The organism is Novosphingobium sp. THN1 (assembly GCF_003454795.1).
Lineage (GTDB): Bacteria > Pseudomonadota > Alphaproteobacteria > Sphingomonadales > Sphingomonadaceae > Novosphingobium.
This window is the reverse complement of record NZ_CP028347.1, coordinates 2,571,636-2,594,303: the sequence shown is the minus strand read 5'-3', so window position 1 is coordinate 2,594,303 and position 22,668 is coordinate 2,571,636. Positions and strand designations below refer to the sequence as shown.

At 64.2% G+C, this 22,668-nt stretch carries 13 protein-coding genes and 1 tRNA gene; 5 read left to right on the top strand and 9 right to left on the bottom strand.

The genetic code is table 11. The annotated features are described in order from the left end of the window. Positions 1–17: 17 nt before the first annotated feature. Positions 18–2,075 carry an ATP-dependent DNA helicase RecG gene (gene recG / locus C7W88_RS12725; RefSeq protein ID WP_118074763.1) on the bottom strand — a complete coding sequence of 686 codons (2,058 nt, stop codon included), beginning with the start codon at positions 2,073–2,075 and terminating at the stop codon, positions 18–20. Positions 2,076–2,221: 146 nt separating this feature from the next. Between recG and C7W88_RS12720 the strand changes: the two genes are divergently transcribed. From C7W88_RS12720 to mfd, 3 genes are all read left to right on the top strand, one after another. Then, complete coding sequence (locus C7W88_RS12720) at positions 2,222–2,608, top strand: host attachment protein (RefSeq protein ID WP_118073805.1); 387 nt, start codon at positions 2,222–2,224, stop codon at positions 2,606–2,608. Between the two features lie 114 nt (positions 2,609–2,722). Beyond that, positions 2,723–3,004, top strand: a complete 282-nt coding sequence (locus C7W88_RS12715) for a succinate dehydrogenase assembly factor 2 (protein ID WP_118073804.1) — start codon at positions 2,723–2,725, stop codon at positions 3,002–3,004. Positions 3,005–3,031: 27 nt separating this feature from the next. After that, positions 3,032–6,526 (top strand): transcription-repair coupling factor, encoded by a 3,495-nt coding sequence (gene mfd / locus C7W88_RS12710; RefSeq protein WP_118073803.1) that lies wholly within the window; start codon positions 3,032–3,034, stop codon positions 6,524–6,526. Here the strand turns inward: mfd and C7W88_RS12705 are convergent. Then, a complete protein-coding gene (locus C7W88_RS12705; protein ID WP_118073802.1) occupies positions 6,523–7,803 on the bottom strand; it encodes a bifunctional diguanylate cyclase/phosphodiesterase in 1,281 nt (426 codons plus the stop codon). The two genes, mfd and C7W88_RS12705, sit on opposite strands and share 4 nt — an antisense overlap. A gap of 151 nt (positions 7,804–7,954) precedes the next feature. Between C7W88_RS12705 and C7W88_RS12700 the strand changes: the two genes are divergently transcribed. Next, entirely contained in the window at positions 7,955–8,734 is a 780-nt protein-coding gene (locus C7W88_RS12700) for an NAD kinase (RefSeq protein WP_118073801.1), read from the top strand. A gap of 79 nt (positions 8,735–8,813) precedes the next feature. After that, positions 8,814–8,888 (top strand) — tRNA-Asn (locus tag C7W88_RS12695). 76 nt (positions 8,889–8,964) lie between these two features. Here C7W88_RS12695 and C7W88_RS12690 read toward each other — a convergent pair. The 7 genes from C7W88_RS12690 to C7W88_RS12660 all read right to left on the bottom strand — a co-directional run bounded on the left by C7W88_RS12690 (position 8,965) and on the right by C7W88_RS12660 (position 22,509). Further along, entirely contained in the window at positions 8,965–9,288 is a 324-nt protein-coding gene (locus tag C7W88_RS12690; RefSeq protein ID WP_118073800.1) for a hypothetical protein, read from the bottom strand. A gap of 112 nt (positions 9,289–9,400) precedes the next feature. After that, positions 9,401–12,484, bottom strand: coding sequence for a CHAT domain-containing protein (locus tag C7W88_RS12685; protein WP_240344648.1), 3,084 nt, complete (start codon positions 12,482–12,484; stop codon positions 9,401–9,403). Then, complete coding sequence (locus C7W88_RS12680; protein ID WP_118073799.1) at positions 12,481–12,828, bottom strand: hypothetical protein; 348 nt, start codon at positions 12,826–12,828, stop codon at positions 12,481–12,483. The genes C7W88_RS12685 and C7W88_RS12680 overlap by 4 nt, the downstream gene beginning before the upstream one ends. A gap of 337 nt (positions 12,829–13,165) precedes the next feature. After that, a complete protein-coding gene (locus C7W88_RS12675; RefSeq protein ID WP_162896035.1) occupies positions 13,166–16,267 on the bottom strand; it encodes a hypothetical protein in 3,102 nt (1,033 codons plus the stop codon). Between the two features lie 26 nt (positions 16,268–16,293). Beyond that, entirely contained in the window at positions 16,294–19,359 is a 3,066-nt protein-coding gene (locus C7W88_RS12670) for a hypothetical protein (RefSeq protein ID WP_118073797.1), read from the bottom strand. Positions 19,360–19,606: 247 nt separating this feature from the next. Then, positions 19,607–20,812 (bottom strand): hypothetical protein, encoded by a 1,206-nt coding sequence (locus C7W88_RS12665; protein WP_162896034.1) that lies wholly within the window; start codon positions 20,810–20,812, stop codon positions 19,607–19,609. Continuing rightward, positions 20,812–22,509, bottom strand: coding sequence for a ShlB/FhaC/HecB family hemolysin secretion/activation protein (locus C7W88_RS12660; RefSeq protein ID WP_240344644.1), 1,698 nt, complete (start codon positions 22,507–22,509; stop codon positions 20,812–20,814). Before C7W88_RS12660 ends, C7W88_RS12665 begins: the two co-directional genes overlap by 1 nt. Positions 22,510–22,668: the final 159 nt, after the last annotated feature.

The window sequence follows — 22,668 nt, the reverse complement described above, 5'->3', positions numbered from 1 at the left end:
CGCCCCAACCCGTTCCCTCAACCGCCCCTGAGCAGCTGCACGCCCCAATCGCGCTCGAACAGATAGAGCAACACACGGGCCGCTTCGCCTCTTGGCGACGACAGCCCCCCATCGCGCTCCATCAGCAATCGGGCGTCGTCATGCGCCAGCGGCAGCAACCGCGCGATCTGTTCGAAGTCCGCCACTTTGAACGGCGTGTCGCCCGATTGCCGGGTGCCGAGCAGCTCTCCACCGCCGCGCAACCGCAAGTCTTCCTCGGCCAGGCGAAACCCGTCCTGAGTCTCCCGCATCAGTGCGAGTCGCTCGCGCCCCGTCTCCGACAGAGCCTCGCCACGCAGCAGCAGGCAGGTCGATTGCTGGCTGCCGCGCCCGACGCGCCCGCGCAGTTGGTGCAACTGGGCAAGACCGAAGCGCTCGGCCTGCTCGATCACCATCAGCGTCGCGTTCGGCACGTCGACGCCGACCTCGATCACCGTCGTCGCCACCAGCAACTGCGCGTCCCCGCGGGCAAACTGCTCCATCGCCGCGTCCTTGGCTTCGGGCCGCAACTGGCCGTGGACCATGACCACGGTATCCCCGAACCGCTCCTTCAGCGCAGCATAGCGCGCCTCTGCTGCGGCAATGTCCTCCGTCTCCAGCTCGCGCACCATCGGGCAGACCCAATAGGCCTGCGCCCCCTTCGCAATGTGCCGCGCCACCCCTTCTACCACATCGGCAAGACGCTCGGTGGAAATCACGCGGGTGTCGATGGCCTGGCGCCCGGGCGGCATTTCATCAAGCCGCGAGACGTCCATCTCTCCATACTGTGCCAAGGTCAGCGTGCGGGGGATCGGCGTGGCCGTCATGGCAAGGCAGTGCGGCGTGCGCCGTGCTTTCTGCGTCAGCATGAGCCGCTGCCCAACACCGAAGCGGTGCTGTTCATCGATCACCACCAACGCCAGATTGCGATAGGCCACAGCGTCCTGAAAGATCGCGTGCGTGCCGACGCAGATGTCGATCGAACCGTCGAGCAGCCCCATCAGGATTGATTCGCGCGCCTTGCCCTTGTCTCGTCCTGTCAACAGCGCGATGTTCACGCCTGTGCCCGCTGCCATCCGCGTCAGGGTCTCGGCATGCTGGCGCGCCAGGATCTCGGTCGGCGCCAGCAGCGCCGCCTGTCCGCCCGCCTCCACCGCGATCAGCATGGCGTTGAGCGCAACCGCGGTCTTGCCCGATCCGACATCGCCTTGCAGCAGGCGCAGCATCGGCGCGCCTTGCGCCATGTCGTTTTCGATCTCGGCAATTGAGCGCTTCTGCGCGCCGGTCAGTTCGAACGGCAGCTTGAGCATCGCCCGCAGCCGCCCGTCGCCATGCAGCGGCGTGCCCCTCTTCGCGCGGTTGCTCTCCCGCACCAGCATCAGGGCAAGGCTGTTCGCCAGCAGTTCGTCATAGGCGAGCCGGTCCTTTGCCAGCTTGTCCTCGGCCTTGTGTGCAGCCTGAAGCGCTGCGTCCCACGATGGCCAGTCCATCCGCGCCATAAGGCCCGGCTCGATCCATTCCGGAAGCCTGGGCAGGTGCGCCAGCGACTGCGCCACCAAGGCTTGAACCCGCCCCTGCGTCAGCCCTTCCGAAAGCGGGTAGACCGGCTCGTTCAGCTGGCCGAGCATGCCCGCACTGTCCTCGCTGACATGATCGGGATGGACGATCTGCCACGTCTGCCCGAACTGGTCGAGCCTGCCCGCCACCCAGCGCTTCTCACCCAACGGCAGCTGCTTCTTGGCGGTGTAGGCCGCTCGCCCGAAGTAGGTAAGCGCAACATAGTTGCCCACGGCATCCTCGGCCATGACCCTGAACGGCCCGCGTCCGGCCGACTGCCGGTAGTCCCGAACCGTCAGCGGCAGCACGATCTGCTCCCCCACCCCGGCCTCGTCGAGATTGGCGACCGCCCGCCGCAACACCCAGCGATCGGGCAGATGGTAAGCGATGTCCTTGACGCGAGTCAGCCCCAGCTTCTCGAGCGGGCGTGCCAGACCAGGCCCCACGCCTTTGAGGCTGGAGCTTTCCGCGAACAGGGGATTGAGCAGGTCAGGACGCATCGCCCGCTCGACATAGGCTGCAAGACCATGTTTCGCCAATGCCGCCCAAAGCGAAATTCACGGCCATTTTTGACCCAGCGCATGGTTGAGGCCCGGCGCTGGTGCTTGAGTCGTTTGCGAAGACAACGAAAGCAGGAGCACAACAGATGCTGATCCCTCATGGAGCCGTCATTGCCGTCGTTGATGGCAAGGCTTGGGAGCTCTACCGCAACGCCGGAACCGACGCCGCCCCCGACCTCGCGGCCATGGAAACGCCCGCGCTCGTGGAGCACAACCACTCGAGTGGCGGCAGCCACGCATCGCCGCACCAGCAGGATGAGACCGCCCACTGCGCTGCCGTGGCAGATTGGCTCAACCGGCAGGTCCAGAGCCACAAGATCGCCCAGCTCGTGCTGATCGCCCCGCCGCGCGCCTTGGGCGAACTGCGCCACCAGATCGGCAAGGGCACCCAGAACGCCATAATCAAGGAATTGGCCAAGGACCTGGTCGGTCGCCAGCCCACCGAGATCATCGCCGCGCTGCGGGGCAAGTAACGCGCGGGGCCAAGCGATGGGGCATTCCGGCGCGGGGAAGGACGGCGCCGGGATGCCCTTTCGCATGGGGCTTGCACCCTTGTTTCGCCGGGCTGATCGGCCTAACGGCAAAGCATGACCGAGCCTGCTGCCATCGCCCCCGAAAGCCTTCGCCGCCTGCACTTCCGCGCCTGGCACCGCGGCACGCGCGAAGCGGACTACATGATCGGCTGCTACTTCGACCGCTACCACGCCAGTTGGACGGCCGAGCAGGTCGCCTGGTTCGAAGACCTGATCGAGGAAGACGACGTCGAGATCATGGCATGGGCCCTCGGCACGCAGCCCGTGCCCGAAAAGTACGCCGGTGCGATGATGGATGCCATGCGCAAGCTGGACTACGTCGAGATCCCGCGCTGATTTCGCCTCTCGCGCGTTAAGCCTGCCATGTCCGACCTGACCCGCATCCTCTCGGCCAATACGCCGCTCACGCTCTCGTCCGTCGCGCGTGGTGCGCAGCCCCTCGTTCTGGCCGATCTTGCCCGCGCCGCCAAAGGCCGCGCCGTTTTCATCGCGCCCGACGAGGCCGCGATGCGCGCCATTGTTGAAAGCGCCGCATTCTTTGCGCCGGACCTCGAGGTCATTGACTTTCCGGCATGGGACTGCCTGCCGTTTGACCGTGCCTCCCCGGCGCTGTCTGTCAGTTCCCGCCGCCTCGCCGCGCTACAGCGGCTGCAACGCAAGCGCAGCGGTCCGCAACTGCTTGTCACGACGATCAACGCTGCGCTCCAGCGTGTCCTCACGCCGTTCCGCATCCGAGAATCCACCCGCCTCCTTGCACCGGGCACCGAAATCGGCCGCGAGAGCCTGATCGCACTCCTCCAGCGCCAGGGCTATTCGCGCACCGATACGGTGGTCGACGCGGGCGAATACGCCGTGCGCGGCTCGGTCTTCGATATCTACCCTTCGGGGCTCGATCATGGCCTCCGTCTGGACTTCTTCGGCGACGAGCTTGAAACCCTGCGCCTGTTCGATCCGAACACGCAGCGCTCGGTGCAGCCGGTCGAAACGCATCTCCTGCTGCCGGCGAGCGAAGCCCTGCTCGACGACGAGAGCATCAAGCGCTTCCGCAGCCGCTACCGCGAACTGTTCGGCGCCAACGCCACCGGCGATCCGCTCTATCAGGCTATCACCGACGGCCGTCGCCTCGCCGGCATGGAGCACTGGCTCCCGCTGTTCGAGGACCGTCTGGTCACGCTGTTCGACCACTTGGCCGAGGGCGACCTCGTCCTGATCGACACGACCGCGATCAAGGCTGCCGAACAACGCATTGCCGACATTGCCGACTATCATCAGTCGCGCCTCGATTCCTCGTCCAAGGCTCCCGGCAGCTACCGCCCTCTGGCAGAAACCGCGCTATATCTTTCGCGTGATGAGCTGGACCGGGCGCTTGCCGGTTGGCCCGTGCACCGCACCACGATCTTTGCCGAACCGGAATCGAAGCAGGTTGTCGATTTCGGCTTCAGCTCTGCCCACGATTTCACGCCGGAACGCGCTGCCGCCACTTCAGGCGGCACCAACATCTACGAAGCGGCCGCCAAGTACATTGCGGCGCTGGGCACGCGCGGCAAGAAGCCGATCATCGCGGCCTATACCGCCGGCTCCCGCTCGCGCCTCGCCTCGCTACTGGCCGAAGCCGGCAAGTTCACGCCGCAGATGGCCGATTCCTGGCAGGAAGCGCTCGGCCTTGCCGCCACGGGCAAGCCTGCTGCCGTGGTCCTGCCGCTGGAGCAGGGTTTTGCCAGCGACGATCTGGAACTGCTGACCGAGCAGGACATCCTTGGCGACCGTCTCGTCCGCCGCAAGAAGAAGCGCAAGGACGCCGACGCGTTCCTGGCCGAATTGTCCGCGCTTACGCCGGGCGACCTCGTTGTCCACATGGACCACGGCATCGGTCGCTACCTCGGCCTCGAAGCCATCGGCGTCGGCGACAGCCCGCACGATTGCGTCCAGCTCGAATACTCCGGCGGCGACAAGCTCTATATCCCGGTCGAAAACCTCGACGTCCTCTCGCGCTATGGCTCCGATGCCGAAGGCGTCGCGCTCGACAAGCTAGGCGGTGAGGCGTGGCAGCGTCGCAAGGCCCGGATGCGGGAACGCATCCTTGAAATGGCGGGCCACCTCATGGCCACTGCCGCCCAGCGCGCCCTGCGCCAAGGCACGGTGCTTCCCGTCGACCCCGCCAGCTACGGCCCCTTCGTCGATCGCTTCCCATGGGACGAAACCGAGGATCAGGAACGCGCAATCGGCGATGTCCTCGGCGACATGGCCGAAGGCAAGCCGATGGACCGCCTCGTCTGCGGCGACGTCGGCTTCGGGAAGACCGAGGTTGCCCTGCGCGCGGCATTCGTCGCGGCCATGCAGGGCGTGCAGGTTGCGGTCATCGCGCCGACGACCCTGCTCGCACGCCAGCACTATTCGAACTTCGTCGAGCGGTTCAAAGGCTTCCCGCTGGAAATCGGTCGCCTTTCGCGCCTCGTCCCCGCCAAGGAGGCAAGCGAGACCAAGGCCGGGCTTGCCAGCGGACAGGTCGACATCGTCATCGGCACCCATGCGCTCCTGTCCAAGTCGGTGGAGTTCAAGCGTCTTGGCCTTGTCATCGTTGACGAGGAACAGCGCTTCGGCGTCACCCACAAGGAAAAGCTCAAGGAACTGAAGGCGGACGTTCACGTCCTTACCCTCACCGCCACGCCAATCCCGCGCACGCTGCAGATGGCCATGTCAGGCCTGCGCGAGCTGTCCACTATCCAGACCCCGCCGGTCGACCGCCTTGCCGTGCGTACCTATGTCATGCCGTGGGACGACATGGTCATGCGCGAAGCCTTGCTGCGCGAACACCAGCGCGGCGGACAAAGCTTCATCGTCGTGCCGCGCATTGCCGATATGCCAGAGCTCGAGGAATGGCTGCGGCTAAACGTGCCCGAGGTCCGCTTCGTCACCGCGCACGGCCAGATGAGCCCGACCGAAGTCGAGGACCGGATGGGCGCGTTCTACGAGAAGAAATACGAGGTCCTGCTATCGACCACGATCGTCGAGAGCGGCATCGACATTCCCTCGGCCAATACCATCGTCATCCACCGTGCCGACCGTTTCGGCCTCGCCCAGCTCTACCAGCTGCGCGGACGCGTCGGTCGCGGCAAGATCCGTGCTTACGCCTATCTCACCGTGCCAGAGGACATGGCGCTGTCCGAAGTCGCTGAAAAGCGCCTCAAGGTCCTTGGCGACCTCGACAGCCTCGGCGCCGGCTTCCAGCTCGCCAGCCACGACCTCGACATTCGCGGCGCCGGCAACCTGTTGGGCGACGAACAGTCTGGCCACATCAAGGAAGTCGGCTTCGAACTTTATCAGTCGATGCTCGAGGATGCGATCCTTGCCGCCAAGGCTGGCGACATCGGCCTTGCCCGCGAACGCGAGGCGCTGAGCCCGCAGATCACGCTCGACGCGCCGATCATGATCCCGGAGGATTACGTCCCCGACCTTGCCGTGCGCATGGCCCTGTACCGCCGCATGAACGACGCCGAAGGACCGGATGCGGTCGAGGCCCTCGCCGCCGAAATGATCGACCGCTTCGGCCCCCTGCCCGCCCCGACGCAGAACCTGCTGCGCCTGATCGAGGTCAAGCGCCAGGCCATCGCCGCCAACATCGCCAAGATCGACGTCGGACCCAAGGGCGCGCTGGTCAGCTTCCACAAGGATACCTTCCCCGACCCGGTCGGCCTGATCGGCTATGTCGAGCGGCTCAATGGCGTTGCCAAGCTGCGTCCCGACAACAAGCTGGTCATCACCCGCGCATGGGGCACCGCAGAAGGTCGGCTCAACGGTCTGGTGCAGATGACCAAGGGTCTGGCTGCGATCGTGAAGCGGGCCAAGAAGGCGGCCTAAAGCAGCGCACTGATCTCGGCGGCACTGATTGGTCCTGATCGCAGGAAACCCTGGAACGTGTCGCAGCCCTCTTGCTGCAGCACCGCCAGCTGGCTCTCACGCTCGACGCCTTCGCACACGATCTTGAGCCCGAGCGCACGCGCCATCGCAACGATCGCCGTCAGGATCGCCCTGTCGCGCGGATCGCTGTCCACGTCTCGGACCATGGATGCGTCGAGCTTGATCGTATCGAGCGGCAGCGACTTCAGCGTGCGGAAGTTTGCATAGCCCGTCCCGAAATCATCGAGCGCGATGCGCACGCCCTCGGAAGCCAGCTCCGCCAGTGCCGCTGCCGATTGGGCGAAGTCCGCCACCAGCGCATGCTCGGTCACTTCCAGTGTAAGCCTCGTCGGCACGAACCCGGTTCCGGTCAGCAACTCGCGAAAGTCCGCCGCGAACGCGTCGCTCGCCAGATCCTCTGCGGTTACGTTGAGCGACAACGCCAGCGTGTCCCAATCCACCGCCGCCGCCAATGCCTTGCCCGCGATATGCCGGGAGAGCTGCGCCACATGATCGCCACGCTCGGCAATGGTGAACAGCGTCTCCGCGCCGATCCGGCCAAGCTGGGCATGGTCCCACCGCGCCAGGGCCTCGACGCCGACAAGCGCACCGTCAGCCACCCGATACTGTGGCTGGAACACAATCCCGATCTCGTCCCGCGCCATGGCCCCGATCAGATCGGCTTCAAGCCGCGCCGCGCTCCGCCCCCGCGCCCGATGGGAGCCATCGGCCCAGAGAATGCGGCGTCCCGCTTGCTGCTGCACTGCGCCGAGCGCCTGATCCAACCGGTCGATCATCGCCGCCCCGGCCTCACCCGGGACTCCGCGCAGCAGCGCCGTGCGCGGAACCAGGTGCAGCACCTCCCCCCGCACCGGCAGACCGCGCGAGATGCGGCGCGTCAACGCTTCGGCCAGCCATTGCCAGCGCTCGCGACTGATAGTGCCGTCGCTGGCAATCAGGAACTCCCCGCCCCCCACACGTGCCACCATTGATCCCGGGTCCAGTTCCTCGACTGCAAAATCGGCGATTCGTCGCCCTATTTCAGCCAGCGCGATGTCTCCGCCCGCATGGCCATAAGCCAGGTTGACCGAACTCAGGCGGTGCAGACCGACCAGCATGGCATGGACAAAGTCCGGCTCATGCCGCGCCAGCCACGATCTCGCCGCAGCCAGTCCCGGCAAGCCGGTGAGGGCATCCCGGCCAGCATCGGCATCCGGCAAGGTCAGGCGGTGAGGCATCCGTCATCGAATAGCAGCGGAACCTTGCCAAAGCGTTCCCCGTTCACGGCGGGCCGCCGCTCCAGTGCTTTTGTGCATTGCGCGGCCAAGGTTCGCCCCATATCCCCACTGCGGTACGATGCAGTCGCGTCAGATAGGGGCTTTGATACTGATGCCGGACTTCACCCGCCTAGCGCTTGTGGCCTCGCCGAGCGAGCGCGCCCAGGACGCCTATGACGGCCTGCTCAAGAGCCGAAGCTGGGTTCCTCTCGATCAGGCCGAGGCAGCCGTGGTGATCGGCGGCGATGGCTTCATGCTGCAGACCTTGCACCACATGCTCGATATCGACCACGTCGTGCCGGCCTTCGGGCTCAACCTCGGCACGGTCGGCTTCCTGATGAACAAGTACCGGTCGAGCCGCGGCATCGAAGAGCGGCTGGCGAAGGCCACCCAGATCTCGGTCTCGCCCTTGCGCATGACCGCCATAACCAATTCCGACGAAGAACATTCCGTCTGCGCGATCAACGAAGTCTCGATCCTGCGCGAAACCCGCCAGACCGCCAAGCTCGAGGTCAGCGTCAACGGCAAGGTGCGCATGCCCGAACTCGCCTGCGACGGCGTGCTCGTCGCCACGCCCGCCGGCTCCACCGCCTACAACCTGTCGGCCAATGGCCCGATCCTGCCGCTCTCGTCGAACATGCTAGCGCTCACCCCGATCAGCCCTTTCCGTCCCCGTCGCTGGCGCGGCGCGATTCTGCCCGACACTTACGAGATCGTGTTCAAGGCGCTCGAATCGGTGAAGCGGCCGGTGCTGGTCGTGGCCGACCAGAAGGAAGTCCGCGACGTGCGCGAAGTGCGCGTGAAGGCCTGGCCCGAACACCGCCTGACCCTGATGTTCGACCGCGGGCAGAGCCTCGAAGACCGCATCTTCGCCGAGCAATTCATGGTCTGAGCAAAAATCTCGAAACAGGTGCTTGCCAAACCGGAATCGCCTGTTATTAGCGCGCTCCTGCCCCGGGAACTGGGGCTGCTCCCTGATAGCTCAGCGGTAGAGCTCTCGACTGTTAATCGAGCGGCCGTAGGTTCGAATCCTACTCAGGGAGCCATTTTCTTCCAGACAATTCAGCGGCATGGCTCACCCGTCCATCGGGGCGCCGGACGTATGCCGGCTTTGCCTTTGCCTCAGTGGAAAGCGCCCAATCGGCCCTGCAGGATGGCATCGAGCACTGCGGGATGAAATGGTTCGACGAACCGCAGCCTGATCCGGAACGCTGCACTTTCCTCCACGATCGCCGCCCGTGATTCGAGACCCGTGAAAGTCAGCCAAACCATGGTGCCCGGGCTCGGATTCTCCAGGCATTCGATCTGCGCGTGCGTGCTGGTCAATTCGTGGGCGTTAACCTTGGCCCTGAAGATGCCGCGGCGATAGGCCGCCGGGATCGGGCTTTCAGGAACGGCCGGAGACCACGGAGAGCGGCGTGCCGTGCCGTTGTTCTCAAGCCACATTGCGCATCTCCGATCCTGTGTTTCCGACAGGATTGAGGACGGCCCGTTAACCGCAAAGTTCAGCCCGCAGGATCACCTGCGGGCCTTTACGTAGCGGAAATGAAAGCTGCACTTATCGCGAGGCTTGCGTCGCCATCGGTGCATTGCCGGTTACCAGCGGCTTGGCGCCGTCGCCCACGATGATGAATGCAGCCCAGTAGAATGGATGGGAAGTGTTCGGATCGTCCATCAGCTTTTCCTGAGCTCCCTCCAGAGCACTGGCGAGCTCCTGTCCGGGCTTCGAATCGATCACACCGCCGATCAGGCGCTTCGTCGCGTCGAAGTCGTCCGGCACCGGCCAGTGGCTGGCAATCACCGAACGCGCACCCGCGCCGACGAAAGCGCGCACCAGGCCGTCGAGCGCATAATTGCCGCCCGTGGTGACGCCTGCTTCCCGGCTGGCGGCAACCGTTGCCATCCCGGCCGTATCGCAGGCAGACAGGATCACAAGATCGGCATTCAGCTTCAGGTCGAAGATTTCCCGGAAGCTCAGCAAGCCATCGGAGCCCATGTCCCCGAAACTGGTCACCAGAGCCGGGCGTGCCGGACAATCCGCGCGCGGAGCCGTGACAAGGCCGTGCGTTGCAAAGTGCAGCACGCGATACTGATCGAGGTCACTTTCGCTCAGCAGGGCACTGTCGCTGAACTGCGCATCGGTCTTCACCGCGCTACCGCCAAGGCTGAGCTTCTTTTGCGCGAAGAACAGCTCGTCGGCAGAAATCGGATTCTGCCACGTGGCCAGTGGCCAGTCGCACTCGTCTGCGACCGCTGCCATCGGCCGCTGCGCCGGCTTGGCATTATGCCCCAGCCCCAGATAATTGCGCGGCGCCCCGGAGGCTGCGAGCTTGCGAATATCGAGAAATCCGCGTGGGCTCACCGCAATCGAAACCTCGCGGCCACGGCCCAGCCATTCAACCCCGGTAAAGTCGAAGGGATCGCCATCCGGGCTCTCCATTCGCTTCTTGTAGGCCTCGATGCCCTTGTCGCCGGTTACCAGAACCGTCGGCGGAAGCTGCAGCATCGCTCCATCTGGTTCGAAGATCAAATGACGCGTGCCGGGCAGCAGATCCTCAACCTGTCCGAACACCGCCTTGTAGAGCGCTCGGGACTTGTCGAGGTCGAAGGGATAGTTGACCTGCTGGCCGTTCTCGACCTTCACGATCGTATCGCGAATGTCCTGAACCTGCTTGGCCAAGGCAGCTGGCGTCAGGCCAAGGTCCACGACGCGGGCATCGCCGCTCGTCGCAAACAGACCATAAGCGCGGTCACCCACCAGCATCAGCTTGTAGTAGGATTCTCCGGGCTTGAGCGCGGCCTGCAGTTCCGCCAGTTCAACGCCACGCGGGGCCAGCACGTTGTAGCGCGGAAACGCCGCCAGGCGGCTCACCAGCGCCGTCTGATCCCGCCGCAACGAGGCAAGGTTGTCCTGCGCGGAAACCAGCTGTGCCTTCTGCGCAGCGTCAGGCATGGCAACCGCTGAAAGCTGTTCGACCAGAGCCTCGGTACGAGCGATATCGCGGGTGCGGACCAGCGACAGGCGGAACAGAGCCGCCGCCTCGTCATTGCCTTCGGACATCTGGCGCGCCAGCACGGCCTGCGTCTGCGCAACGCCCGGACGCTGCAGAACTTGCGAGGCCGCGAAGGTCGCCTTGGCTGCGTCTGGTCCGTTGCTCTTTGCCAGCAACCCGAAATAGGGGCCAAGCAGATCGCGCAGTGACGTGCCGGCGTCAGGCACGGACAGGCTGTCCTCAACGACCTTGCCATAAAGTGCCAGGGCCCCGGCCTCATCGCCGCTGCGGCCAAGCCACGCCGCCTTCCGCGCCTGCGTCGCCAGCAAGGCAGGTGATTGCGGGAAGGATGCGCCGATCAGGGAAATTGCCCGGTCGAAAGCCGCACCGCTGTCCGCCTTGCGGCCCTGCGCTTCTGCCAGAAGAGCCAGTTCGATCTGGATTTCCGCACGCAGCCACCCGGCCGATGCCACGCGCCCTCCCCTGACCGCCTCGAGCCTGCGGCCAGCGCCTTCGAACCCCGCCACGGCTTCATCCAGCCGGCCTTGCACGCGCGCCGCCGTGGCCTTCAGGGCGTCGGCTTGCGCATCGAGGATCTCTGCACGCTCGAGGTCTGTCAGGCCGGGATCGACCGCCCCCAGCCGCTTGAGCGACGAACTCTCGCGGTTGATCTGTTCAGCCAGCGGGGCATTGATCAAGCCGGCCTGCAGGCTGGGCCGGTCATAGACGTCGCCAACTGCGGTCACGGGCGCGGCAAGTTCCTTCAACGCAGCCGTTGCCTTCCGCTGGTTGAGCCGGTTGATTGCGCGATAGTTGCGGATCAGGCGCTGCGTCACGCCATCGCCGCGCGAAAGTGCTCCCACGGCTTGTGAAAGCAGGCGATCAGCCGCCGTGAAGTTGCCAAGGTTCGATTGTTGCAGGCCCTGGTTGGCCAGGGCCTCTGCCAGCCCGGCCCCACCGGTAGAGCGATCGCGACTGGCCAGCGCCTCGAAAAACTCCGAGGATTCGGCAAAGCGACCGCCATTGTTGCGCAAATAGCCTTCGTCGCGCGCACCCAGACGGTCGAGTTGCCCCGCCTGCACGCGCGCGAAGGCCGCTGGATCGCTGACTTCCGTTGTCGCCACACGGATTTCGCCCGGCACCGGACTGTCACTGACAATGCTTGCAAGCGCCAGTCGCAGCGCCGGATCATAGCCAGCCAGCCCTTCGACGAAGAAGGTCGTCCCACCGCGCTTCACCGCATAGCGCTTGTACTCCACATTCGCGTTCTGGTCGCGGCAGTTCACTGCGCTGACCCGGCCCAGCGTTTCGATTGCAACACTGCCCTCGCCTCCGCAGGCCAAGGTCACACCGGGAAGGCCGGTCGGCTCGCTGCCCATGGCAATGTCGCGCCTGACAGCGATGAGACTCCCCACTGCGCCAGCAGCGTCGCGACAGCTGACCCGGTAACCACGATCGAAGATCCCGTCCAGTCGCTTGTCCAGCGGAGCATTCTGCGCGGTGCAGGTTACACCGGAACTTCCGACGCGGAACGAGTTGCGGATCGAAAGCGGCTGCTGCCGTTCTGCCGCCTGCACCGGTGCCGCCACCGACGCCATGAGTGCCGCCACCATGGCGCTGCTGCGAATTGCCTTGATGCGCGCGTTCACTGGGCGTCTCCTTCCGCGCTGTTCTCGTTCACGATCGACCCGATCAAGGCCGGATTGCCACTGCCGGCCACCGGTTGTTCGATTTGCCCCACGGGATCGAGAGGCTTGCTGTCGATCAGCTGTGGCGGCGGAGCGATGGGGCTGGAAGCTGCATCTTCCCCTTCGGTCGCCCGCTCCTCCTGCTGTTGCTCTTCCTGCGCGGGATCATCGCTTTCCGTATCGGAAGTCGGCGCAGATGGTTCCTCGACAAAGGCCGGCGTGCTGCCCAGCGTTTCGGTAGAGATAATCGCGATCTGGCCTGAAATGGCCCCAATGGTGTCGGGCCTTCCATGGCAGAAGCGCATGACGCCACAGAGAACAGGCAGCCGTTGATCTGACTGTCAGTCGTGAAAGGCGTGAAGTCGGCGTCGGGCGAATTGACGACAAGTCCGTGCGCCGCCGCTCCGGAAACGATCCCTCCGGGAGTCTGGAAAGCACCGTTGACGACAACCGAAATCGATCCGGCCGCAGCGCTTGCCGGCGCCGTCACATCCGTCAGGTCGGCGTCTGCAAGGAACCCTGCGGGATTGAGCGCCGTGCCGGTGTTCTGGATATAGAGCGTGCCGGTAGGATAAAGATCCAGCCCCAGACTGCGCAGCACCCCTTCCGGCCTCTGAACCGATGCTGGCGCATTCAGTTCGGCTATCCGGCCTTCGTAGAGTGGGTCAGCCGCAAGCTTCTCGAGAATGCTTCCCGACGCCACGTGGATATGGTCTGCATTGATCTCCAGCACGCCCCCAGCGGGGCAGTAGCGCCGGCCTGGCTGGCCGAGGTAAGGTTGATCGCCCCCGTTGAAGCATCAAGCTCGAAACGACCGGTGGTGAACTCAAGAATGTTCGACTGGGCAAAACCGGTGCCGGAAATCGTGCCGACCACACGGATCGCCCCGCCAGGCGTCTCGGTCAGAAGATCGCCCGAGGCAAAGACGATCTTGCCGGCCGTGCCAGCCGCATTGGTCGACCCGATGGACCCACCGGCTACCAGCGAGACATTGCCGATCAGCATGTCGGTGGCATTGGCCGAGCGATCGACCGCAGCGATGAGCAGCTCGCCGGTCGAGACAAGCCCGATCTCGGCATTGCTGAGCGCGTACCCGCCATTCGCCGTCAGCCCATCCCCGATCAGCGCGGTTCTGGTCGAGTTGGAGATGAGATCGACAAAGCCGTTATCCGTCGTCTGGATCCCCGAAAGGATCGTCTGACCGGTCGGAAGCGTCGCGTTCCCGTTGTCGATGATCGAGATGTCGCTGGAAACGATTCGCACCTGATTGGCCAGCCAGCGCCGTCCAACAGTGACGGTACCAAACGACTCGATCTTGATATCGCCAAACGCGCGCATGCCGGCGCCGAAGAAGTCACCGTCGGTTGCAACGGCTATCCGGCCGGCAATCGCGGCATTGCCAATGGTCACATCGCTACCGGTGCTGATCGGCGCTGCAGCAAAGATCGCCGCATAATCGATGCTTCCGGGCTGAGCCGTGACTGGGAGCATCGAGTTGTCAGCAATCAGCAGGCGCCCGACAGCGTTGGTGATCTGACCTGTTGCCGTGAAGATGGCCCCGGCCAGAACCGTCTGCACCGACACGGTACCGCCCGAAAGCAGCACCACATCCCTGCCCCTGACCGTGCCGAGATTGAGCGACGAGGTTCCGCTCGCGAGAATGTCACTTCCCGAAATAAGCGATGCCGCCGTTATCGACTGGCTTCGCGTGATCAGTTCGATGCGATCGGTCTGGGCCTGAAGGTTGCCAAAACTCATCGCCCCATTGGCCGTTATACCGATGCGCCCACCAGAAGACACGTTGGCGGTCGTCACACCGGTTCCAGCGGCGATCCGCAACGAGCCGACGGTCGAGTTATTCGAAATCGTCACCGATCCGGACAGCGCCACTGGCGTCGCGCCGAACACCAGTTCCTTGTCGAAACCGTTCGTGGTCTGCCCCAGCGCCTGCGTTGAACTGTTCGCAATGAGGACGCGGTTGACGACATTGAGACCGCTCACGGAAATGTCGCCGACGGAACCAAGCAGGACATCATATCCAACTACGGTGCCCGTGGTCAGGCCACCTCCGGAAGCGACCCGGACGTCGCCGTTCGAGGTGAGGTTGCCGGTGCTGACATTGCCGTCGGACGCGATCGAAATCAGGCCGCTCCCGCTGGCAGTTGGCGTACCCGAACCTGCCGAGAGTTGCCCCAGAGTTACGCTTCCGCCCGCTGCAAGTCTCAGAGAGTTGGAAACCGACAGGTTGCCGGTTGTCAGATCGCCGCCCGCAGCGACCGTAAGGCTGCCGGAGCCGGATGCGTTGGTGATCTGGACCGGTCCTCCGGTCGCGACGGGTGCGGCTGCAAAGACGAGCTCCTTGTCGAACCCGTTCCCCGTCTGACCAAGCGTGGCCATCGAAGCGTTTGCGATCAGCGTGCGATTGATGACCGAAAGGCTGTCAACCGTGACACCAGAACCCGCCAGCAGAAGGGTGTCAAACGCGCGGACAAATCCCGTTGAAATGCTGCCAACGGCACTGATCCCAGCGTCCGAAGCGGCAAAGATCGAGCCTGTCTGGACGCTGCCCCCGGAAGTTATCCCGACCGAATAGAGATCGCCATTGCTGCCATTCGGCGTGCCCGTTCCGGCCGAGATATTGCCGGTCGTCACGCTGCCTGCCGACTGCACCGTAACGGACGTTCCCGCCACCATGTTGCCGGTCACGGTGACGCCCAGGGTCTCGAGATCGATAGAGTCGCTCGATGCCAGGTCGCCAAGACTGATGTCCCCTCCCGCCGCCACGTCGATCGCGCCGACGGCGAACAAGGACCCCAGATCGATCCGTCCCAGTGCCTGCAGCGTGAGCGAGCCTTGGGTCGAGAGGTTGGCGTAGCCGACGATGTCCTGGCCGGAAGAGAGGCTCAGCGAATTCGTGCCGGTCAAAGTCCCGACGCTTGCCGGAGCTGTCCCCGGAAGCACCCAGTTGCCTGCTTCAATTGCCACATTGGCGGCAGTCAAGGTGGACTGATCGAGCAGAAGCGAGAAGGCGTTGGGCGTTGAAAAGAACAGGCTGCCCGAGAGGTTCGCCGTCGAATTGGTCAACGAAACGTAGTCTGAAAGCGCGTTTGCAGCGACATTATCGGCAATAGCAACGAATGAAGCATTCGTGCCAGTGAAGCTGCCACCAACCATCTCCAGATCGATGGCATCGCCGATGATGGTGCCAATTCCATTCGTCGCGCCCGCGCCGCCAGAGGCAATTGCACTGAAGTTCAAGTCGCCGGCACTTAGGCTGCCCGTTTGGCTTGGCTGCTGGAAACGGTTGGTAACCGCCAAGGCGACACCCGAAACCAGGTTGGTCGCGTTATTGTTACCTACCGTCGCGTTACCACCGGTACCTCCGGTTGCGCCGTCACCACCGTTGCCGCCTGTTCCATGGGCGTTGAAACTGCCGATGCCGGTGATGGTCACCTGGCTGCCGCGCACGAGCAAGGTCGATCCACCTGCTGCCCCAAGGCCACCATTGCCGCCCGTTCCGAACGAAAGATCACCCGCACCGCCGTCCCCGCCGCCGCCCGAAGCGCTGGTGAGCACAGAACCGAAGGTTGCCGATCCGGTGTTGATCGCCCCTGTATCAAGGCCACTGCTGGTTCCAAGCTGGACGCCACCGCCTGTGCCGTCTCCGCCTGCTCCGCCAGTCAGTCCATCACCGCCGCCGCCGCCGAAGCCACCGGCGGAGGCGTTGACGGAAGTGATCTGCAACTGGCCATTGCCTGCAGTGCCAAATATCAAAACCGTGCCGCCAGCAGCATCGCCACCGGCGCCACCATTGTCGGTCGGTGACGACGCCAAACCGCCGAAGCCCCGAATGCCGACGAATCCGCATTGAGATTGCTGATGGTGACGGAACTTGCGCCTTCGAGCGCGCTGTTGGCGAACACCTCGATTTCGCCACCTTGCGCAGCGCCGCCCGCTCCGCCGAACTGGCCGAAGCCGCCGAATCCGTCAACTGTTGCGAATGTCTGGCCGAGGGCAAGCGTTCCCTGCCTTGCCGAGATGCCCACAAAACCGCCGGTACCGATGCCACCTGCAAAACTGTCGCCACCGGTGCCTTCCGACGTGACGAACGTGAATCCGCCGATGTCGATGCTGCCGTTGTTGCCAATGGCGTCAGGCGTACCGACCGTAAGCAAAGCAGTGCCGCCAGCGCCTGCACCGCCAAGGCCGCTAGGTCCGTTGAGGAACCCGGCACCACCAAAGCCGCTCGCTTCGATCGTTGCCCCTCCTGCAATGGTTATGGTGCCGCCATCGCTGTAGAGGCGGCTGGTGCCACCCGTTCCGATACCACCGTTGGCTCCAACATCCCGGCCATCGCCACCCGTGCCGTCTGAGTAGATTGCCAGCGTGCCCGAGATCGTGGCAGTGCTCGTTCCCGAGGCAATGAAGGATGCGTTGCCACCCGTGCCATTGCCACCGCCGAGGGACGTGAACTGATCACCGCCCTCGCCCGTTACCGAGATCGTCACATCGTCGGCAGCGAAGGACAGACCCGATCCAAGCCGGGCGACGACGTTACCGCCCGCTCCATCGCCACCTGCTGCACCGTACGATCCGCCACCGCTGCCGAACGCTGAAAGATTGAGGCCTCCGGTGAACGATACTGCGTTGCCGCTGGTCGCGCCGTTCGAGACCAGATTGATGGAGCCGCCCACTGCGGCTCCGCCAGCGGCGCTGCAAGTGATGCCGCAACTTCCGCTGTTGCCGCCGGTGGCATCAGCAAGCGCATTGAACCCGTCAGTGGACGATAGGAGACTGCCGCCACGGTCGAACAACAGGTTGATCGTCCCCCCTGTCGCAGAGCCGCCACTGCCGCCAGCACCCGGCGTCGGGCCTTCGCCCCCGTTTCCGCCTGCGCCGCCAAGCGCCCCCGCGTTGAGGACGGCAAAACCGAGATCGTAGCCACCTGCTCCACTTCCGCCTGAAGCTGCGACGGAATTGAGATTGATCTGTCCGCCAAGCGCAGCGCCGCCGTTTCCACCGCTATCGCCGTTGGGAGAATTCATCGTCCCCAAAGCGCCGCTGCCGCCAACGCCGGACGCATTAGCAAAGATCTGGCTGGTACTGATCGAGCCACCATCGACAGCAGCATTCAGATTGATCGTGCCACCCTGCCCAAGGCCACCGTCACCGCCGGGGTTTCCGATCGCGGGGGCAGTTCCCCCAGTTCCGCCACGGCCGACGGTGCTGATCGAGATTGACGGCGCTGAAACAAGAGTAGGGGCAGTCAGCGCCGCATTGGCATTGACGGTGATCGTTCCGCCGCGTCCGGCTCCACCGGTTCCGCCAGCCCTGCTCGTGCTGCCGACCCCTTCGGAAAACAGGTTCAAGCCATCAAAGGAATCGACCGTAGAGCTTCCGGCCGTGAAGCTGATGGTTCCACCTTGCCCCACGGCGCTGGACTGGCCACCACCGGCAAACCCGGTTGCCTCGAAGGAGACGCTGCCGGTCTGGCTGAGGTGGACCGTGCTGCGGTTGGCATTGAACGTGATCGTCCCGCCTGTCGCCCCGCCAGCACTGCCACCGGAACCGAAGCTGGTATCGTCGCCGCCCGATCCGATCGCGCCGATATAAGAGATGCCATTGGTCACGAAACTGGCGTCAGAGATCGCAATATCGACCACGCCACCCTGACCGGAACCGGCAAACGTCCCGCCACCGCCGTAACCTTCGGCGACAAACGAGAACGCAGCACCGCCGGACAACTGTCCACCCGTCATGACAATCTGCGCAGTACCGCCAGTGCCCGAGCCGCCCGCTCCCGTCCCATCTGACGCATCACCGCCGCGCCCTGTGGCCGCAACGGAGATATCCCCGCTCGCCGCAAGTACCCCTCCGGGCGACACGCGCAGCCGAGCAAGGCCACCGGTTCCATCCCCAGACGGTCCGAAGCCAAACTGAGTGCCACCGCTGCCATTGGCAGACACGAACAGGTCGGTAGTCTGCACAGTGCCGCCGTTGGCGAAGACATCGACAGTACCACCGGTCGCATCGCCTGCGTCGGCTGTGTCCCCGGTTACAGCGCCGGTCGCGTTCGCGGTGAGGGAGATACCCGCAGACGCTGAAAGAGTCGCCCCGTTGCGCGCCTCGGCGGTGACAAACCCGCCCGTTACCGGCGATGCCAGGCCTGTGGCGGAGGCGCCCGAAGCAGCTGCCGTTACGTCGAGCAGGTCCGTGATCGTTATGCTTGTGGTGTTGGCAAACAGATTGACCGAACCGCCGGTTGCACTGCCCGACGATCCAACCGATCCGAAGCCATTGCCGCCGAAAGCCGAAGCGTCGAGACGTGCCTGCCCGTTGATGACTACACCGGGTCCGCTGGTTGCGCTGGTGGAGAGCGAAACATTGCCGCCAAGCGCCGAACCCCCGGCAGTCGTACCATCTCCCGCGATCGCGTTTGCAAATCCACTGATGGCGTGAAGCGACAGTGACGCGGTATCGAGTGCAAAAACGCTGATCTGGCCACCCGTGGCGTTGCCGCCCGAGACATTCGCCGAACTGCCGGCCTGCGCTTGGGCCGTGAGGTTCGACGAGCCGCCAATCGCAATCGCAGAATCGCCATTGGCGCGGATTGCCGCAAGCCCGCCAAAAGCGCTGCCGCCATCAAGGGTGCAGGTGACGCAGCCATTGCCGTCGTATCCCCGGCCCGAGGCGTCAAGTAGCGCTGCCCCCTGGATGTTGACTTGCGATCCGCCAGTCCTGGTTGAAAGGATCCATGCGGTGCCGCCCGTCCCTGTACCGGCACCGGTATTGACGCTCTGCGTCTGTCCGCCAAAGCCGATGGCATCGAGTTGCACATCGCCGCTGATGGTGATGGCACCGCCGTTGTTGGACTGGACTTTTGCGAATCCGCCCTGCCCATTCCCGGCGCTGGTACCGGGGAGATCGCTGCAGCACCATAGCCATTGGCGCTGAGGTGAACGTCACCCGCGACGTCGATGGTGCCGCCATCGGTGGCGTAGAGTTCCGCCTGACCGCCAACAGCCGCTACCGCAGGATTGCCCGAACTGCGGTCCGCATAGAACTCGACATTGGCGGCGAAGTTTACCTGTCCCCCGCATTCGCGAATATGCTGACATCGCCACCGCTCGAACTGACGAAGACATTCGAGGCGAAGTTCAGACCCGCGCTCGTGCCCGATCCGAGCTGAAACTGCCCAGTCAGACGGGCTTCGAGGTTCGACGTGACATCAGCATCCCCGCCCGAGATGCCTGCCAGCCCGGTCCCGCCTCCGCTCGACGCGAAATTCTGTGCGCTGCCGCCGACCACGTTATTGCCGGCAGACAGCACGATCGTATTGCCGCTGACATCGGCAGCCCCCGCGATGTCAAAGCCCAGCGAACTGCCGGCGCCGATTGCCATCGTGATCGCATCGTTCTTCGGAACGGCAACCATGTAGATGCGATGGAGAAACGACGGGTCCGTCGCCGCAGGGCCGGTGATGGTCCCGTTGTTCGCTGCGACAGTACCGGTTGCGCTTGTGCCGGAATCGACCTGAATGTCGAACAGGCCGCTCGGCGAGAAGGTGATCGTCGCAGCATCGGCCGCAACAAGTGCTGCCGAACCATTGACGGTAATCGTGCCGTTGTTGACCACCGATGGCGCGACCATGGCGATGTATGAGCCGTCGGTCGTTGCGCCAAGCTGCGCCCCGGCGCTTACGACGATCTGGGAACCGGCCACGCTGGCTGGCTGGAAGACATAGGCGCCGCTGGTGTCGAAACTGCCGTCGGTCGTATTGTAATTGAGGTCGGAGGTGGTCAGCACCAGATTGCCGACATCGAACACCGATGATGCACCGATCAGGATGCCGCCGGGGCTGTAGAAGAACACCGTCCCGCCTGCAGCAGAGCCACCCGCCGCTGATTGAAGACGCGAAACGACCGTACCATCGAACTGGATCGGCCGCGTCGAGCCGGACGGGATGATGCGGTTGAGCACCGCAAAGTCGCTGTTCGATGCAGGGTTGTTGCTGAATGTCGCCGTTGTGCCGGCCGACTGGAATATGATCGGCCCGCCTGTGGTTGCGGTATCGGTCGGCGTCCAGTTGATGACGGCGCTGGGGCTGGACACGACGATATCCGTCGTGCCCGAACCCTGGTTGATCGAGACAGAGCCGAACGTCGAGGTCGGTGTCGCCTGGAACGATTGCGCCTGAACGGCAGAGCCCGATGCAGCAAGAGCGGCAGCAAGCGCAATGCCGGATGCCGAAAGCAGTTGCTTGCGGGGAGCCTTTACAAGAGCGCGCATCAGAAGTTCCTCCACGGCAGCAGTCGCGTGGTCAAAGTCATGAGAAAGCGGGGTTTTGAACGGCTGGCCTGCAGCCCGACCTTCTCAAGCGGCACGGCTAGCGTCGCCTCCAGACGGAAGCGGGAGCCGATGTCTGACCGGAACCCGCCACCGGCAGAGGTCAGGCGATCTGATCCGGATATACCCTTGTTCCAGACCCACGCGGCATCGGCGAAGACGAACGGCTGAACGCGGATTTCCCGGCTGCTGCCGATCGGCAGGCGCGGCCCCCTGAGTTCCGCCGTGGTGCCGACGGCGCTGTCCCCGATCAGCTCGCCAGGATCGAAGCCGCGACCGATCGTGAAATTGCCGGTCGAGAATTCCTCGAACGCAAACAGCGGCTTGAAAGCGTATTGGGCACGAGGGGCGAGCAGGAAGGACAGCTTGCCAAACGCGCGCTCGTATTCGCCCTGCCAGCGCACGACCGTTGCGGTTGGCGAGGCGTCGGCACGGCTGGCGGGTAGTGCCGTGGCGCAGGCAGCGCCCGCGCATGGCCGCGTTGCATCAAGGATGGCGAGGCCCTGGCGCGCTTCAAACGAAGACGCGAGCCGCCATTTCGGCTGGGTGTGGGACGTGTCGACGGCGTCCACGTCCAGTCGCCCCCATGCCACGCGGATCTTGTCCTGCGTGAGTGGCACGATCAGGTCGACGTCCTGGTTTACCAGATCGAAGCCCCCGCTGAGCCAGATGTTTCGGGCAAGCGAGCGCTGGAGAGGGTAGCGGGCATGGAGGCTGGCGTAGAGCGTTCGCGCATCGAGCGAGACATTGGCCGGAAGCCCCGGAACATCGGGTTTGGTCCAGGCATAGGTGAACTGACCGCCAACCACCAACCCACGAGAACCGGGGCGAAATTCGTGACTGCCCTGCAGGATATGCTGCTCTGAAAAATCCGACGTCGCATAGTAGGACAGCGTCGTGACATCGCCCATGCCCGTCAGCCCGTAGAACTGGCCGCGAAGCTGTCCGCCGAACCGACCGGTGGCTTCGGACGAAAGGTTCTGGATCGTCAGGTCGAGAGCATAGGGTTCGCGCAATACGCTGACTTCGGCCACGAGATCGCCCGCGCCAGTGCCGGCGGGCTTGAGCGTCAGCTGAACGTTGTACCCCGGCAGATCGCGGGCAAGCAGAAGATAGCGTTCGGCGCGGCGCTGATTGAACACTTCCTCGCCGGTCAACGCGCCCAGATACTGCTGCAGCTTCTTCTCGGCCCCTTCCGTCTCACCACGGGCCCTGACAGTGGTGATCCGGGCGTAGATCACTTCCATCCGGACCTGGCCGTTCTCGATCTTCTGGGTCGGCACCTGAACGGCTGCAAGGTAGCCCTTGTTGCGCAGCATGGTTCCGGCAGCGTCACGGATCTGGCACAGGACAGAGATCGGCTGCGGCGTCCCCGCCAGCGGCTTCCACGTTTCGGAAAGCTCGTCCAGTGCGATCTCCTTCAGGTTGTTGAAGGTCACTTCGCTCAAGGTGACCTTGATGTCCGCATATTGCGGGTCTTCGAGCGGACAGGGCGAACGCTCGATCTCGTTCCTGACGGAAAGGCGCGGTGCAGATTCGGGAGGCCGCCCGGTAATGCCGCGAAGTTCATCCCGCGATGGCGGAGTGGTAGCCTGGCCGGGTGCGGATTGCGCGAGCGCCGGAAATGGAGTGGATGCCATAGCAGCCAAGGCAAGAAAGCCTCCGCTAACCAGCAAGCCCCGCTTGCGCATCTCCCTGAACGTCATGCTGTAAGTGCCCCCGTCGGATAACTCGTCGACGCGGCCCGTTCTGTTCTGTTTATCGCTAGTTCATGTTTAGCAACAAATGCGGATCGTGCA